Source organism: Enterobacter cloacae complex sp. P40C2, from assembly GCF_014930695.1.
In the GTDB taxonomy this organism is placed as follows: domain Bacteria; phylum Pseudomonadota; class Gammaproteobacteria; order Enterobacterales; family Enterobacteriaceae; genus Enterobacter; species Enterobacter pasteurii.
The window spans coordinates 703,929-718,439 of the sequence record NZ_JADBRP010000001.1 but is presented as its reverse complement, the minus strand read 5'-3'; the positions used below and the strand labels follow the sequence as shown (position 1 = coordinate 718,439).

Genomic DNA, 14,511 nt, shown 5'->3' with positions numbered 1-14,511 from the left:
AGAGGACTACCATGAGTTTTGAAGGAAAAATTGCCCTGGTGACCGGCGCGAGCCGCGGTATTGGGCGCGCTATTGCTGAAACACTGGTTGCGCGCGGCGCGACGGTGATCGGGACTGCGACCAGCGAGAACGGCGCGCAGGCCATCAGCGAGTATTTGGGTGCGAACGGTAAAGGTCTGGTGCTGAATGTGACTGAACCAGCATCTATCGAATCTGTTCTGGAAAATATTCGCGCAGAGTTTGGCGAAGTGGATATTCTGGTCAATAATGCCGGGATTACGCGCGACAACCTGCTGATGCGAATGAAAGATGATGAGTGGAACGATATTATCGAAACCAACCTGTCATCTGTATTCCGTCTGTCAAAAGCGGTAATGCGCGCTATGATGAAAAAGCGTCATGGTCGTATTATCACTGTAGGTTCTGTGGTTGGTACCATGGGAAATGCTGGTCAGGCTAACTACGCTGCGGCGAAAGCAGGTCTGATCGGTTTCAGTAAGTCGCTGGCGCGTGAAGTCGCGTCCCGCGGTATTACTGTAAACGTTGTTGCTCCGGGCTTTATTGAAACGGACATGACGCGTGCGCTGACGGATGAGCAGCGTGCGGGTACGCTGGCGGCAGTTCCGGCGGGTCGTCTTGGCGACCCTAAAGAAATCGCCAGCGCGGTTGCATTTTTAGCCTCTGACGAAGCGGGTTACATCACTGGTGAAACCCTCCACGTCAACGGCGGGATGTACATGGTTTAATCACGATCGAAAATATTTGCGTTATTTGGGCAAATGGCCTCAAAATAACGTAAAATCGTGGTAAGACCTGCCGGGATTTAGTTGCAAATTTTTCAACATTTTATACACTACGAAAACCATCGCGAAAGCGAGTTTTGATAGGAAATTTAAGAGTATGAGCACTATCGAAGAACGCGTTAAGAAAATTATCGGCGAACAGCTGGGCGTTAAGCAGGAAGAAGTTGTGAACTCCGCTTCCTTTGTTGAAGACCTGGGCGCAGATTCTCTTGACACCGTTGAGCTGGTAATGGCTCTGGAAGAAGAGTTTGATACTGAGATTCCGGACGAAGAAGCTGAGAAAATCACCACCGTTCAGGCTGCCATTGATTACATCAACGGTCACCAGGCGTAAGTGAACATCTCCAGGCGGTCATTCGACCGCCTGAGTTTTATCTTTTGTAGTCCCACGAATCTCTTTTTTTATCCCTCCCTGGAGGACAAACGTGTCTAAGCGTCGTGTAGTTGTGACCGGACTTGGCATGTTGTCTCCTGTCGGCAATACCGTAGAGTCCACCTGGAAAGCTCTCCTTGCCGGTCAGAGCGGCATCAGCCTAATCGACCATTTCGATACTAGCGCCTATGCAACGAAATTTGCTGGCTTAGTAAAGGATTTTAACTGTGAAGAGATCATCTCGCGCAAAGAACAGCGCAAGATGGATGCCTTCATTCAATATGGAATTGTCGCTGGCGTTCAGGCCATGCAGGATTCTGGCCTTGAGATTACGGAAGAGAACGCGTCCCGTATCGGTGCTGCTATTGGCTCCGGGATTGGCGGTCTTGGCCTGATTGAGGAAAACCACTCATCCCTGATGAATGGCGGCCCGCGTAAAATCAGTCCATTCTTCGTTCCGTCTACGATTGTAAACATGGTGGCAGGTCACCTGACCATTATGTTCGGCCTGCGCGGCCCAAGCATCTCAATCGCAACAGCCTGTACCTCTGGCGTGCATAACATCGGCCAGGCCGCGCGTATTATCGCGTACGGCGATGCAGATGCTATGGTTGCGGGCGGTGCTGAAAAAGCCAGTACCCCACTGGGCGTCGGTGGCTTCGGCGCAGCGCGTGCGCTCTCTACCCGTAACGATAATCCTCAGGCGGCAAGCCGTCCGTGGGATAAAGACCGCGATGGTTTCGTGCTGGGCGACGGTGCTGGCATGATCGTTCTTGAAGAGTACGAACACGCTAAAAAACGTGGCGCGAAAATTTATGCTGAAGTCGTTGGCTTTGGTATGAGCAGCGATGCTTACCACATGACGTCGCCACCAGAAAATGGTGCGGGTGCAGCGCTGGCAATGGCTAACGCGATCCGTGATGCGGGCATTACCCCGGAACAGATTGGCTACGTTAACGCCCACGGTACGTCTACCCCTGCGGGCGATAAAGCAGAAGCTCAGGCTGTTAAGTCTATCTTCGGCGAATCTGCCAGCCGCGTAATGGTGAGCTCCACGAAATCCATGACCGGTCACCTGTTGGGTGCGGCGGGTGCAGTAGAGTCAATCTACTCTATCCTGGCGCTGCGCGATCAGGCTGTACCACCAACCATCAACCTGGATAACCCGGATGAAGGTTGCGATCTGGACTTCGTTCCTCACGAAGCGCGCCAGGTTAGCGGTATGGAGTACACCCTGTGTAACTCCTTCGGCTTCGGCGGGACAAACGGTTCTCTGATCTTCAAAAAGGTCTGAGCCTGTTTAGTCACTGACGATAAAAAAGGTCCGCTTGCCGGGCCTTTTTTATTAGGTGAAATCTCCTTGTCCGGCTATTAACATCCTGCCAGACTGAGCCTCCACGCATGAGGAGCCACCATGTTTTTAATCAATGGCCTTGAGCAAGAAATGCTGCCGGCAGGCGACAGGGCGATCCAGTTTGGCGACGGCTGTTTTACCACGGCGCGTATTCTCGACGGGGAAGTGTGCCTGCGTGATGCCCATATCCGCCGCTTGCAAAAAGCCTGCGAGACATTGCTGATCCCCTTCACGCAGTGGGACACCCTTGAAGGTGAAATGCGTCGGCTGGCGTCAGGTAAAAGGCGCGGCGTAGTAAAAGTGATTATCAGCCGCGGCAGCGGTGGGCGGGGGTATAGCGGCGCTGCCTGTCAGCATCCAACGCGGATCCTTTCCGTTTCAGATTACCCTTCCCATTATGAACGCTGGCGCGAAGAGGGCGTTACCCTGACGCTTAGCCCGGTTCGGCTGGGGCGGAACCCGATGCTTGCCGGAATAAAACACCTTAACCGTCTTGAACAGGTGCTTATTCGTACTCATCTTGAGCAGACGGATGCCGGCGAGGCGCTGGTTCTTGACAGCGAAGGGTACATTACGGAATGCTGTGCGGCTAATTTACTCTGGCGGAAGGGCGGTGACGTATTCACGCCTTCGCTGGAACAGGCCGGGGTCAACGGCATTATGCGTCAGTTTTGTTTGCAGCAGCTGGCACGTGCCGGTTTTGGCGTTGTCGAAGTAAACGTAAAGGAAGACGCGCTGCAGTCCGCCGATGAAGTCGTTATCTGCAATGCGCTGATGCCCGTTGTCCCCGTTCGCGCTTATGGCCCGCTTTCATGGTCATCCCGCGAGCTGTTCCAGTTTCTGGCCCCGTTATGTGAGCAAACCAGGTAGTCATGAAGAAAATGTTACGCGTTGTTCTCCTTCTCATCGTTGCGTTCGGTATCGCTGGCGGAGCGGGAGTGTGGAAAGTCCGCCAGCTGGCGGACAGTAAGATCCTGATTAAAGACGAGACGATTTTTACCCTGAAAGCGGGGACCGGGCGTCAGGCGCTTGGCCAGCAGCTGTATGGCGATAAAATTATCAATCGTCCGCGTGTATTCCAGTGGCTGCTGCGCGTTGAGCCTGAACTTTCGAACTTTAAGGCGGGCACCTATCGCTTCACACCGGGCATGACCGTGCGCGAAATGCTGCAACTGCTGGAAAGCGGCAAAGAGGCCCAGTTCCCGCTGCGTTTTGTCGAGGGGATGCGCCTGAGCGATTACCTCAGACAACTGCGTGACGCGCCCTATATCAGGCACACGCTGAAAGACGATCGCTACGAAACCGTGGCAGACGCGCTAAAATTCGAGCACCCTGAATGGGTTGAAGGCTGGTTCTGGCCCGACACCTGGATGTACACGGCAGGCACGACGGACGTGGCGATTCTGAAGCGCGCGCACAATAAAATGGTTGCGGCGGTAGACTCGGCCTGGGAAGGACGCGCTGAGGGCCTGCCGTATAAAGATCAAAACCAGTTCGTGACGATGGCCTCCATCATCGAGAAAGAGACCGCCGTTGCCGCCGAGCGCGACCAGGTCGCCTCGGTGTTTATAAACCGCCTGCGCATCGGTATGCGTTTGCAAACCGATCCTACCGTCATCTACGGCATGGGCGAAAACTACAATGGCAAGATTTCCAGAAAAGATCTGGAGACGCCAACGGCGTATAATACCTACGTCATTAGCGGCCTGCCGCCGGGACCAATCGCGACGCCGGGCGAAGCCTCATTGCGCGCCGCGGCGCACCCGGCAAAAACACCGTATCTCTATTTTGTGGCTGATGGAAAAGGGGGGCATACTTTCAATACCAACCTGGCCAGCCACAATCGCTCTGTTCAGGACTATCTGAAGGCACTTAAGGAAAAAAATGCGCAGTAAATACATTGTCATTGAGGGGCTCGAAGGGGCGGGGAAAACCACCGCCCGTAACGTGGTGGTTGATACGCTTAAATCGCTTGGCGTCGCCGAGATGGTCTTCACCCGTGAGCCGGGCGGTACGCAGCTGGCGGAAAAACTGCGCAGCCTGGTGCTGGATATCAAATCCGTTGGCGACGAGGTTATCACTGACAAAGCGGAAGTGCTGATGTTTTATGCGGCGCGCGTTCAGCTGGTCGAGACGGTGATTAAACCCGCGCTGGCAGAGGGAAAATGGGTGATCGGCGATCGTCACGATCTCTCTACCCAGGCGTATCAGGGGGGAGGGCGCGGTATCGATCGTACCCTGCTGGCTACGCTTCGCGACGCGGTGCTCGGCGATTTTCGTCCGGACCTGACGCTCTATCTGGACGTCACGCCTGAGGTGGGCCTGAAGCGCGCCAGGGCGCGCGGCGAGCTGGATCGCATTGAGCAGGAGTCTTACGACTTCTTTAACCGCACCCGCGCGCGTTACCTTGAGCTGGCTGAACAGGACAGCGCTATTCGCACCATCGATGCGACACAATCCCTCGACGACGTTACCCGTGCTATTCAGGAAACGGTCACACGCTGGGTGCAGGAGCAGCGGGCATGAAATGGTATCCATGGCTGCGCCCGCACTTTGAACAGCTGATCGGCAGCTATCAGGTTGGTCGGGGGCATCATGCGTTACTGATACAGGCGCTGCCGGGAATGGGCGCTGATGCGTTGATTTACGCCATTACGCGCTTTCTGATGTGCCACCAGCCTGATGGGCATAAAAGCTGCGGTAAGTGTCGCGGCTGCCAGCTGATGCAGGCCGGCACGCATCCGGATTACTACATCCTCGAACCCGAAAAAGGCAAAAGTACGCTCGGGATAGACGCGGTGCGTGAGGTCGGCGAGAAGCTGTATGAACACGCGCGTCTGGGCGGGGCAAAGGTGGTGTGGCTGAAGGACGCCGAGCTGCTCACGGAGGCCGCTGCCAATGCGCTTTTAAAAACGCTGGAAGAGCCGCCTGAGAAAACCTGGTTCTTCCTCTCCTGCCGCGAGCCGGGCCGACTGCTGGCGACGCTGCGCAGCCGCTGTCGTCTTCATCATCTGGCTGTTCCCCAGGAATCGTGGGCACTCGCCTGGCTTGAACGTGAAGTGACGGTGTCACAGAACGCCGCGCTGTCAGCGTTGCGCCTGTGCAGCGGCGCGCCTGCGGCTGCGCTGGCGCTTCTGCAGCCGGAAGTCTGGTCCCAGCGCGAAACCCTTTGTCGTGCGATTGAATCTGCCCTGGACAGCCATGACTGGCTGAGCGTGCTGCCCGCCCTGAACGGCGATCCGGCCCCGGAGCGCCTGCACTGGCTGGCCGCGCTGCTGCTTGATGCCCTTAAAATTCAGCAGGGGGCTACGCTTCTGACGAATCCCGACGTCTGGCCGCTGGTTAACACGCTGGCGAATCGTCTGTCAGGACAGTCGCTGCGCGCTATCCTCCACGATATCTGCCAGAGTCGTGAACAACTTTTGACGGTAACCGGTCTTAATCGCGAGCTTTTACTGACCGACCAGTTGCTGCGTATCGAACATTACCTGCAACCCGGCGTCATACCGCCGGTTTCCCATCTCTGAGAGAGACATTATGTTTTTAGTCGACTCACACTGCCATCTTGATGGCCTCGATTACCAATCCCTGCATAAAGACGTGGACGATGTGCTGGCGAAAGCCGCCGCGCGCGATGTGAAATTTTGCCTGGCCGTGGCGACCACGCTGCCGGGCTACCGCTCAATGCGTGAGCTGGTTGGCGAGCGCGAAAACGTCGTCTTCTCCTGCGGCGTCCATCCGCTCAATCAGGACGACGCGTATGACGTTGAAGATTTACGCCGTCTTGCCGCAGAAGAGGGCGTAGTGGCGATGGGCGAGACCGGTCTCGACTATTTCTACACGCCGGAAACTAAGCTCCGCCAGCAGGAATCTTTCCGTAACCATATCCGGATTGGCCGCGAGCTGAACAAGCCCGTTATCGTTCACACCCGCGACGCGCGTGCCGACACGCTTGAGATCCTGCGGGAAGAAAAGGTGACGGATTGCGGTGGCGTACTACACTGTTTCACAGAAGACAGAGAAACGGCGGGTAAACTGCTTGATTTGGGCTTTTATATCTCGTTTTCGGGGATCGTGACGTTCCGTAATGCTGAGCAACTGCGTGATGCGGCGCGTTACGTACCGCTGGATCGTATTCTGGTGGAGACCGATTCCCCGTACCTGGCACCCGTGCCGCATCGGGGTAAAGAGAACCAGCCGGCGATGACCCGTGATGTCGCTGAGTACATGGCCGTACTGAAGGGTGTCAGTATTGACGAACTGGCTCGTGTAACGACGGAAAACTTCGCCAGCCTGTTCCATATCGACCCCGCCCGCCTGCAGTCTGTCTGATACACCTGTTTTTTTTAGGCTCGTAATTAATAGGTAAAACGAGTAAAGTTCACCGCCTCATTCGGGGCGGTGATGGCGTTTTTAGACACATCCAGACATGCTTTATGTAAATATCTGCAAGTTTTTTGGCCGTCTTGAACTGAAACGTGATAGCCGTCAAACAAACTCAGAGGGAATTATTTTACTCTGTGTAATAAATAAAGGGCGCTTAGATGTCCTGTCCACGGCGCGGTACTCCCCCCGAGCCAATGCGTGAAAGCGTAAAAAAAGCACAAATACTCAGGAGCACTCTCAATTATGTTTAAGAATGCATTTGCTAACCTGCAAAAGGTCGGTAAATCGCTGATGCTGCCAGTATCCGTACTGCCTATCGCAGGTATCCTGCTGGGCGTCGGTTCTGCTAACTTCAGCTGGCTGCCAGCCGTAGTTTCCCACGTGATGGCAGAAGCAGGCGGTTCTGTTTTTGCTAACATGCCGCTGATCTTCGCTATCGGTGTTGCTCTGGGCTTCACCAATAACGACGGTGTATCCGCTCTGGCGTCCGTGGTTGCCTACGGCATCATGGTGAAAACCATGGCTGTGGTTGCGCCGCTGGTTCTGCATTTACCTGCTGAAGAGATTGCCGCTAAACACCTGGCAGATACCGGTGTTCTCGGTGGTATCATCTCCGGTGCGATTGCAGCGTATATGTTTAACCGCTTCTATCGTATCAAGCTGCCTGAGTATCTGGGCTTCTTCGCGGGTAAACGTTTCGTTCCGATCATCTCTGGTCTGGCAGCGATTTTCACCGGTGTGGTTCTGTCCTTCATCTGGCCACCAATCGGTACGGCTATCCAGACCTTCTCTCAGTGGGCTGCCTATCAGAACCCGGTAGTGGCGTTCGGTATCTACGGCTTCATTGAGCGCTGCCTGGTACCATTTGGTCTGCACCACATCTGGAACGTTCCATTCCAGATGCAGATTGGTGAATACACCAACGCGGCAGGTCAGGTGTTCCACGGTGATATCCCTCGTTACATGGCGGGTGACCCGACCGCAGGTAAACTGTCTGGCGGCTTCCTGTTCAAAATGTACGGTCTGCCGGCTGCGGCAATTGCTATCTGGCACTCTGCTAAGCCAGAGAACCGTGCAAAAGTGGGCGGTATCATGATCTCCGCAGCGCTGACCTCGTTCCTGACCGGTATTACCGAGCCGATCGAGTTCTCCTTCATGTTCGTTGCGCCGATCCTGTACTTCATCCACGCGGTACTGGCAGGTCTGGCATTCCCAATCTGTATTCTGCTGGGTATGCGTGACGGTACGTCCTTCTCTCACGGCCTGATCGACTTCATCGTTCTGTCCGGTAACAGCAGCAAACTGTGGCTGTTCCCAATCGTGGGTGCAGGCTACGCGGTGGTGTACTACACCGTCTTCCGCGTGCTGATCAAAGCGCTGGATCTGAAAACGCCGGGTCGTGAAGATGCAACTGAGGACAGCAAAGCCGGTGTGACCAGCGAAATGGCACCTGCGCTGGTAGCTGCTTTCGGCGGTAAAGAAAACATCACTAACCTGGACGCGTGTATCACCCGTCTGCGTGTGAGCGTTGCCGACGTTGCGAAAGTAGACCAGCCGGGTCTGAAAAAGCTGGGCGCCGCGGGCGTGGTTGTTGCAGGTTCTGGTGTTCAGGCAATCTTCGGTACGAAATCCGATAACCTGAAAACCGAAATGGATGAGTACATCCGCAACAACTAAGCTGTGACCTGGGGAGACTAAGGCAGCCGAATGGCTGCCTTTTTTATTGGCGGGGATAGTGCCGGTAAGCAAATGCAGGCCGGGCAGGGCGTAGCCGCCGCCCGGCTTTACAATCAGAAGTCGTAGCTCGCGCTCACGGAGAAGTTCAGCGGCGCGCCATACACTACGTAAGAGCCAACGTAGTCGTAGTACTCTTTGTCGAACAGGTTATTGACGTTAGCCTGAAGAGCGAAGTCTTTGGTGACCTGATAGCGGCTGAACAGGTTAACCAGACCATAGCTGCCTTGCTCTGCACGGGATTGTCCCGCCGGGCCGCCATCGACATCCGTCCACACTTTGTTCTGCCAGTTTACGCCACCGCCCACGGTCAGCTCGGGCAGCATTGGCAGCTGGTAGCGGGTGAACAGCTTCATGGTCGTGCGCGGCTGATCGGAGCTGACGGCGTTGCCATTCTTGTCTTCAGCGATGTAGCGGGTCGCGCCAAACGTCAGCTGCCAGTTATCGGTCAGGGCACCGTTCAGCTCGAACTCAACCCCTTTACTGACCACGCCGTCCAGCGATTCATAAATTGATTCACCGCTCGGCATGTAGGTATAGGTATTGCTTGCGACGTTATCCTGCTCAATGCGGAAAATCGCCAGCGAGGTGGTGAGACGAGTATTAAACCAGTCTGCCTTCACGCCGGCTTCGTAGCTTTTGCCCGTGGTCGGGTCGAGGTAACGTCCGCTGGCGTTGCGTTTATCCTGCGGCTGGAAGATGGAGGTATAGCTGACGTAGGTCGACCAGTCTTCGTTGATGTCATACACCAGGCCCGCGTACGGGGTAACATCATCTTCGGTGCTCTCCAGACGGGAGTTCGGGGAACCCGCCGGATTATAGCGAATGTTGTAGCTGGTGTAGCGCGCGCCCAGAATCAGGTGCAGCGGATCGGCCAGCGAGAAACGGGCGGAGGTATACGCAGAGGACTGACGAATATCGTCCTTGCTGTAGAGCTTCCACGGCGTCCACTGCGGATCGGCGATGTTCCCGTTCCAGTTCTTAAAGTTGCCGACGTCAACCATGCCGTAAAGCGCATCCGGCATGGTATTGTCGTAATGGTTACGCTGACGGCTGTAGCTGCCGCCGAACATCATTTCGTGCTGACGGCCAAAGAGATCGAAGCCGCCGCGCAGGAAGGCGTCAACCGCATCCTGCTTACGTTCACCGCGGTTCCAGCCGCCGTAACCCACCATGCCCGCACCGGTCTCTTTATCCGGATAGCCGGACATATACATCAGTTTGGAGTCAAAGTTGGTTTCAGCGTGCATGCCGTTAACGTGCGCTTCCCAGCCGTTATCGAAACGCTGAGTCAGGTTAGCGAAGATGCGGGTGCTGTCTTTATCCGAATAGGCCCAGTCAGGCGCGACGGTCTGGCTGCGATTGTAGTTGGTTTTACTTCCGTCGCTGTACCAGGTCGGCAGTCCGCCCCAGGTTGGGTCGGAGGTATGGCTCTCCTGATACTCATACCCCACCGAGAGGGTCGTGCTGTCGGTGACGTCCGCATCCATCACGCCGTAGAGGAATTTCTTACGGTAGTGGTAATTATCCACGAAGCTGTCGTTGTCCTGATAGCCCGCGATCAGGCGTCCCCGTACCTTACCGGACTCCACCAGGGGAGACTGGAGATCCAGCACGTAGCGCTGCTTGTCCCAGCTGCCGTAGCTGGCCGAGACGTTACCCTTAAATTCCGCGCTGTCCGCATGCTTACGCACCATGTTGACATACGCCGCCGGGTTGCCCGTACCGGACATCAGGCCGGTGGCGCCGCGGACCACTTCGATACGATCGTAAATCGCGGTATCGGCGGCGGTATCGCCAAAGTTCCACACCTCGCTGATGGAGGTCGGCAGGTCGTCATAGGCATAGTTGCTGACGAAGAATCCACGGGAGTAGAACACGGTGCGGTCGCTGTCCTGCACCTGCGCAGTCACGCCCGTGGTGTTACTCAGCACCTGCCCGACAGACTGCAGATTCTGGTCAGCCATACGCTGCTGGCTGATTACGCTGACGGACTGCGGGATATCGCGGGGGACCAGCAGCAGTTTGGTGCCGGTAGTGGTGGTTTTTACGCTGTAATCCCGGTCCTGACCTGCTGAAGGATCCTGTGTGTTGTCAAAACCCCCGTCTACCACAACGGTGTCTTCAGCCGTTAAAGCAGAGAAAGCGGCGGTTGGCGTCAATGCCATAGCAATGCAGGCTGCCAGCAACGAAGGTGTTGCGGCAGGCTGATGTTGCCCATCCCTGGTGTGATTAATGAAAGACATTATCAAACCCTTAATGAATGGTGAAGGTGGTGCGCGACAGCTCCGCTGGCACGGGCTGACGTCGTTTTCTATGTTAAAAATGCGCATGAAAATGCAAATGCGAAATATACGCATTGTGATTAACGCTGTAAACAGATGTTTCGGGATGAACTGAAATAAGGTTTCAGAAGCGAAATGTCCTAAAGCGATGGCTCTTCAGCCAGATGGAGGACAATCAGGAAAGAAATCACGGGAGAAGGTTGAAAGGACAGGAGAAACTCGCTCATACTCTTGTGTTGTGTCACTCACTTAAACAGACAATGTGTGTTAACAACGGACGCACGACGCCAGATTAAACGTATAAGGAAAAGGTCATGGCTGAAGAAACGATTTTCAGTAAAATTATTCGCCGCGAAATTCCGTCGGATATTGTCTATCAGGACGAACTGGTAACGGCTTTCCGGGATATTTCACCCCAGGCGCCTACGCACATCCTTATTATTCCTAATATTCTGATTCCGACCGTCAATGACGTTAAAACCGAGCATGAAGTGGCGTTAGGCCGTATGCTTACGGTTGCCGCGAAAATTGCCGAGCAGGAAGGGATTGCTGAAGACGGATACCGTTTGATCATGAACTGCAATCGCCATGGCGGGCAGGAAGTCTATCATATTCATATGCATCTGCTGGGTGGACGTCCACTGGGACCGATGCTGGCACATAAAGGTCTTTAATATGTTAATTGGGCGTATTGCAGCGCTGATCGTGACGCTGGTAATAGTGGGGTGCAGCGCGCGTCCTGCTATTCCGGTCAGCGATGAACAGACGCTGGTGATGGAGTCCTCGGTGCTTGCAGCGGGGATTACGGCGGAGCAGCCTTCGCTGACCATAAGCGAAATCCAGTCTTCTGCCTCCTCTACGCTCTATAACGAAAGGCAGGAGCCAGTGACGGTGCATTATCGCTTCTACTGGTATGACGTGAGAGGTCTCGAGATGCACCCGCTTGAAGCGCCGCGCAGCGTGACGATCCCGGCTAGATCGTCGGTCACGCTCTACGGTAGCGCCAGCTATCTGGGTGCACATAAGGTGAGACTTTATCTTTATTTGTAAGGGGTGAACCTTGATTAAAACAATGAGCCGTTATGCGCTCCTGAGTGCGTTTGCACTCTTTCTGGCCGGTTGCGTGACGCGAACTGAAGAACCTGCACCTGTAGATCAGGCGAAACCGGGAACGGAACAGCCAACAACGCCAGCGGAACCTGTGCCAACCGTGCCGTCTGTACCGACCATTCCGGCGCAGCCTGGGCCGATTGAACATCCGGACGACACCGCACAGCCGACGCCGCGCGTGCGCCACTATGACTGGAATGGCGCCATGCAGCCAATGGTGGGCAAAATGCTCCAGGCGCAGGGCGTGACGCCTGGCAGCGTGCTGCTGGTGGACAGCGTGAATAACCGCACCAACGGTTCGCTGAACGCGAGCGAAGCGACGGATACACTGCGTAACGCGCTGGCGAACAACGGTAAATTCACGCTGGTTTCGGCTCAGCAGCTGGCGGTGGCGAAGCAGCAGCTTGGCCTGTCGCCGCAGGACAGCCTGGGGTCGCGCAGTAAAGCGATCGGCATCGCCCGCAACGTTGGCGCGCAGTATGTCCTTTATTCAAACGCGACCGGTAACGTGAATACCCCGTCGCTGCAGATGCAGCTAATGCTGGTTCAGACCGGCGAAATTATCTGGTCAGGTAAAGGTGCCGTTACGCAACAGTAAGCCCACGCGTAATGATGTCCTGACGCGTTATTTCCCTCAGTATCGTGTTATCGCGCCGCAGGCCCCCGTCGGGCTTGGCGGCGCGAGTTGCATTATTGCGCGCGGAGAGCATCGGCTGGTGTTACGCCAGCATCACGATGCCGCCGCGCCTGCCTTCCATTTTCGTCGCCAGTTCCGCGCCCTGAAGCGCCTGCCCGCAGACCTTGCGCCGCAGCCCCATTTCTTTATCAGGGGCTGGATGGCGGTGGCGTTTATTGCGGGTGAGATCAAAAGCGAGCTGCCCGACGCTCCCACGCTGGCAGCCATGCTGTATCATCTGCACCGGCAGCCGCGTCTGGGCTGGCGGGTTATGCTGCTTCCCTTGCTTGAACGCTACTGGCAGCAGGCCGCGCCAGAACGACGCACGCCATTGTGGCTGGCGCAGCTTAAGCGGCTGCGCAAAGCGGGAGAGCCGCAGCCGCTACGCCTGGCTCCGCTGCATATGGATATCCACGCCGGAAACATCGTTCATACCGCGGCAGGTGAAAAGCTGATTGACTGGGAATATGCCGGAGATGGAGACGTGGCGCTCGAACTTGCCGCAGTCTGGATGCCCGATGCGCCATCGCGCGAGCGGCTGGTAAGCGCCTATGCGCGCAACGCGAACATGAATGCGCTCACGCTTGCGCGACAGGTTGCGCGCTGGCGTCCGTGGGTGCTCATGCTGATGGCGGGCTGGTTTGAAATGCGCTTCCGGCAGACGAATGACAAACAATTTATGGCGCTGGCAGATGATGCCTGGCGTCAGTTACAAACGAAAGGATAAGAGAGGTTGGTGTGGGTCCAGTAATGTTGGATGTTGAAGGGTATGAGCTGGACGCGGAAGAGCGCGAAATTCTGGCGCACCCGCTGGTGGGGGGGCTGATTCTTTTCACCCGCAACTATCATGACCCGGAACAGCTGCGCGAGCTGGTTCGCCAGATCCGTGCGGCTTCGCGCAATCACCTTGTGGTGGCGGTAGATCAGGAAGGCGGCCGCGTGCAACGCTTCCGCGACGGGTTTACCCGCTTACCCGCCGCGCAGTCTTTTGCTGCGCTGCTGGGCACCGAAGAGGGCGGTAAGCTGGCGCAGGACGCTGGCTGGCTGATGGCCAGCGAGATGATCGCCATGGATATCGATATCAGCTTCGCCCCGGTGCTGGACGTGGGGCATATCAGCGCGGCAATCGGCGAGCGTTCTTATCATGAAGATCCGCGTATCGCGCTGGCAATGGCGACGCGCTTCATTGACGGCATGCACGATGCGGGGATGAAAACCACCGGTAAACACTTCCCGGGTCACGGCGCGGTGACGGCAGATTCCCATAAAGAAACCCCGCGCGATCCGCGCCCGGAAGCGGAAATTCGCGCTAAGGATATGTCCGTTTTCCGCTCGCTGATCACCGATAACAGGCTGGACGCCATCATGCCTGCGCACGTTATCTACAGCGAGGTCGATCCGCGTCCGGCCAGCGGCTCTCCGCACTGGCTGAAAACCGTGCTGCGTCAGGAGCTGGGCTTCAACGGCGTGATTTTCTCTGACGATTTATCCATGGAAGGGGCCGCAATCATGGGCAGCTATGCCGAACGTGGGCAGGCCTCACTGGATGCGGGTTGCGATATGATCCTCGTCTGCAATAATCGTAAGGGTGCGGTAAGCGTGCTGGATAACCTGTCGCCGATCAATGCTGAGCGTGTTACACAATTGTATCATAAAGGTTCATTTAGCCGTCAGGAGCTGATGGACTCGGCGCGCTGGAAAACGGTCCACGCCCAGCTTGAAGCCCTGAACGAACGCTGGCAGGCGCATAAAGCGGCCCTTTAATTCATCCCGGAAGGCGTAGCGTGGTG

15 protein-coding genes are annotated in these 14,511 nt (G+C 56.0%); 14 read left to right on the top strand and 1 reads right to left on the bottom strand.

All coding sequences use genetic code 11. The features are described from left to right. Positions 1–11: 11 nt before the first annotated feature. From fabG to ptsG, 9 genes are all read left to right on the top strand, one after another. The gene (fabG, locus tag IM304_RS03450) at positions 12–746 is read left to right on the top strand and encodes a 3-oxoacyl-ACP reductase FabG (protein ID WP_148421736.1); all 735 of its coding nucleotides are present in this window, start codon (positions 12–14) and stop codon (positions 744–746) included. 154 nt (positions 747–900) lie between these two features. Further along, entirely contained in the window at positions 901–1,137 is a 237-nt protein-coding gene (gene acpP / locus IM304_RS03445; protein ID WP_003857954.1) for an acyl carrier protein, read from the top strand. 91 nt (positions 1,138–1,228) lie between these two features. Next, positions 1,229–2,470 carry a beta-ketoacyl-ACP synthase II gene (fabF, locus tag IM304_RS03440; protein WP_193356296.1) on the top strand — a complete coding sequence of 414 codons (1,242 nt, stop codon included), beginning with the start codon at positions 1,229–1,231 and terminating at the stop codon, positions 2,468–2,470. A 120-nt stretch (positions 2,471–2,590) separates the two neighbouring features. After that, the gene (gene pabC, locus IM304_RS03435; protein ID WP_193356295.1) at positions 2,591–3,400 is read left to right on the top strand and encodes an aminodeoxychorismate lyase; all 810 of its coding nucleotides are present in this window, start codon (positions 2,591–2,593) and stop codon (positions 3,398–3,400) included. Positions 3,401–3,402: 2 nt separating this feature from the next. Further along, the gene (yceG, locus tag IM304_RS03430) at positions 3,403–4,425 is read left to right on the top strand and encodes a cell division protein YceG (protein WP_193356294.1); all 1,023 of its coding nucleotides are present in this window, start codon (positions 3,403–3,405) and stop codon (positions 4,423–4,425) included. After that, positions 4,415–5,056, top strand: a complete 642-nt coding sequence (tmk, locus tag IM304_RS03425; RefSeq protein ID WP_193356293.1) for a dTMP kinase — start codon at positions 4,415–4,417, stop codon at positions 5,054–5,056. Before yceG ends, tmk begins: the two co-directional genes overlap by 11 nt. Beyond that, positions 5,053–6,057, top strand: a complete 1,005-nt coding sequence (gene holB / locus IM304_RS03420; protein WP_193356292.1) for a DNA polymerase III subunit delta' — start codon at positions 5,053–5,055, stop codon at positions 6,055–6,057. Before tmk ends, holB begins: the two co-directional genes overlap by 4 nt. 10 nt (positions 6,058–6,067) lie before the next feature. Next, on the top strand, positions 6,068–6,862 hold the full coding sequence (locus IM304_RS03415) for a metal-dependent hydrolase (protein ID WP_193356291.1): 795 nt from the start codon (positions 6,068–6,070) through the stop codon (positions 6,860–6,862). A gap of 297 nt (positions 6,863–7,159) precedes the next feature. Then, positions 7,160–8,593: a PTS glucose transporter subunit IIBC gene (gene ptsG / locus IM304_RS03410; RefSeq protein WP_148421729.1), complete on the top strand. Its 1,434-nt coding sequence runs from the start codon at positions 7,160–7,162 to the stop codon at positions 8,591–8,593. 113 nt (positions 8,594–8,706) lie between these two features. Here the strand turns inward: ptsG and fhuE are convergent, their stop codons facing one another. Beyond that, positions 8,707–10,896, bottom strand: a complete 2,190-nt coding sequence (gene fhuE / locus IM304_RS03405) for a ferric-rhodotorulic acid/ferric-coprogen receptor FhuE (RefSeq protein ID WP_193356290.1) — start codon at positions 10,894–10,896, stop codon at positions 8,707–8,709. Between the two features lie 353 nt (positions 10,897–11,249). Between fhuE and hinT the strand changes: the two genes are divergently transcribed. From hinT to nagZ, 5 genes are read left to right on the top strand one after another with little or no spacing between them, the layout of a single operon-like run. Next, entirely contained in the window at positions 11,250–11,609 is a 360-nt protein-coding gene (gene hinT / locus IM304_RS03400; RefSeq protein ID WP_006809243.1) for a purine nucleoside phosphoramidase, read from the top strand. Position 11,610: 1 nt separating this feature from the next. Beyond that, positions 11,611–11,985 (top strand): YcfL family protein, encoded by a 375-nt coding sequence (locus IM304_RS03395; protein WP_176610622.1) that lies wholly within the window; start codon positions 11,611–11,613, stop codon positions 11,983–11,985. A 10-nt stretch (positions 11,986–11,995) separates the two neighbouring features. Next, a complete protein-coding gene (gene lpoB, locus IM304_RS03390; protein WP_148421726.1) occupies positions 11,996–12,643 on the top strand; it encodes a penicillin-binding protein activator LpoB in 648 nt (215 codons plus the stop codon). Continuing rightward, a complete protein-coding gene (gene thiK / locus IM304_RS03385; RefSeq protein WP_193356289.1) occupies positions 12,624–13,448 on the top strand; it encodes a thiamine kinase in 825 nt (274 codons plus the stop codon). Before lpoB ends, thiK begins: the two co-directional genes overlap by 20 nt. An 11-nt stretch (positions 13,449–13,459) precedes the next feature. Next, a complete protein-coding gene (gene nagZ / locus IM304_RS03380) occupies positions 13,460–14,485 on the top strand; it encodes a beta-N-acetylhexosaminidase (RefSeq protein WP_148421724.1) in 1,026 nt (341 codons plus the stop codon). The last annotated feature ends 26 nt before the right edge of the window (positions 14,486–14,511 follow it).

Bases quoted from the DNA above. Each gene is read 5' to 3' on its own strand.
- ptsG (WP_148421729.1), top strand. From the start codon at position 7,160: ATGTTTAAGAATGCATTTGCTAACCTGCAAAAGGTCGGTAAATCGCTG.
- hinT (WP_006809243.1), top strand. From the start codon at position 11,250: ATGGCTGAAGAAACGATTTTCAGTAAAATTATTCGCCGCGAAATTCCG.
- fabG (WP_148421736.1), top strand. From the start codon at position 12: ATGAGTTTTGAAGGAAAAATTGCCCTGGTGACCGGCGCGAGCCGCGGT.
- IM304_RS03415 (WP_193356291.1), top strand. From the start codon at position 6,068: ATGTTTTTAGTCGACTCACACTGCCATCTTGATGGCCTCGATTACCAA.
- acpP (WP_003857954.1), top strand. From the start codon at position 901: ATGAGCACTATCGAAGAACGCGTTAAGAAAATTATCGGCGAACAGCTG.
- pabC (WP_193356295.1), top strand. From the start codon at position 2,591: ATGTTTTTAATCAATGGCCTTGAGCAAGAAATGCTGCCGGCAGGCGAC.
- tmk (WP_193356293.1), top strand. From the start codon at position 4,415: ATGCGCAGTAAATACATTGTCATTGAGGGGCTCGAAGGGGCGGGGAAA.
- IM304_RS03395 (WP_176610622.1), top strand. From the start codon at position 11,611: ATGTTAATTGGGCGTATTGCAGCGCTGATCGTGACGCTGGTAATAGTG.
- holB (WP_193356292.1), top strand. From the start codon at position 5,053: ATGAAATGGTATCCATGGCTGCGCCCGCACTTTGAACAGCTGATCGGC.
- yceG (WP_193356294.1), top strand. From the start codon at position 3,403: ATGAAGAAAATGTTACGCGTTGTTCTCCTTCTCATCGTTGCGTTCGGT.
- fhuE (WP_193356290.1), bottom strand. From the start codon at position 10,896: ATGTCTTTCATTAATCACACCAGGGATGGGCAACATCAGCCTGCCGCA.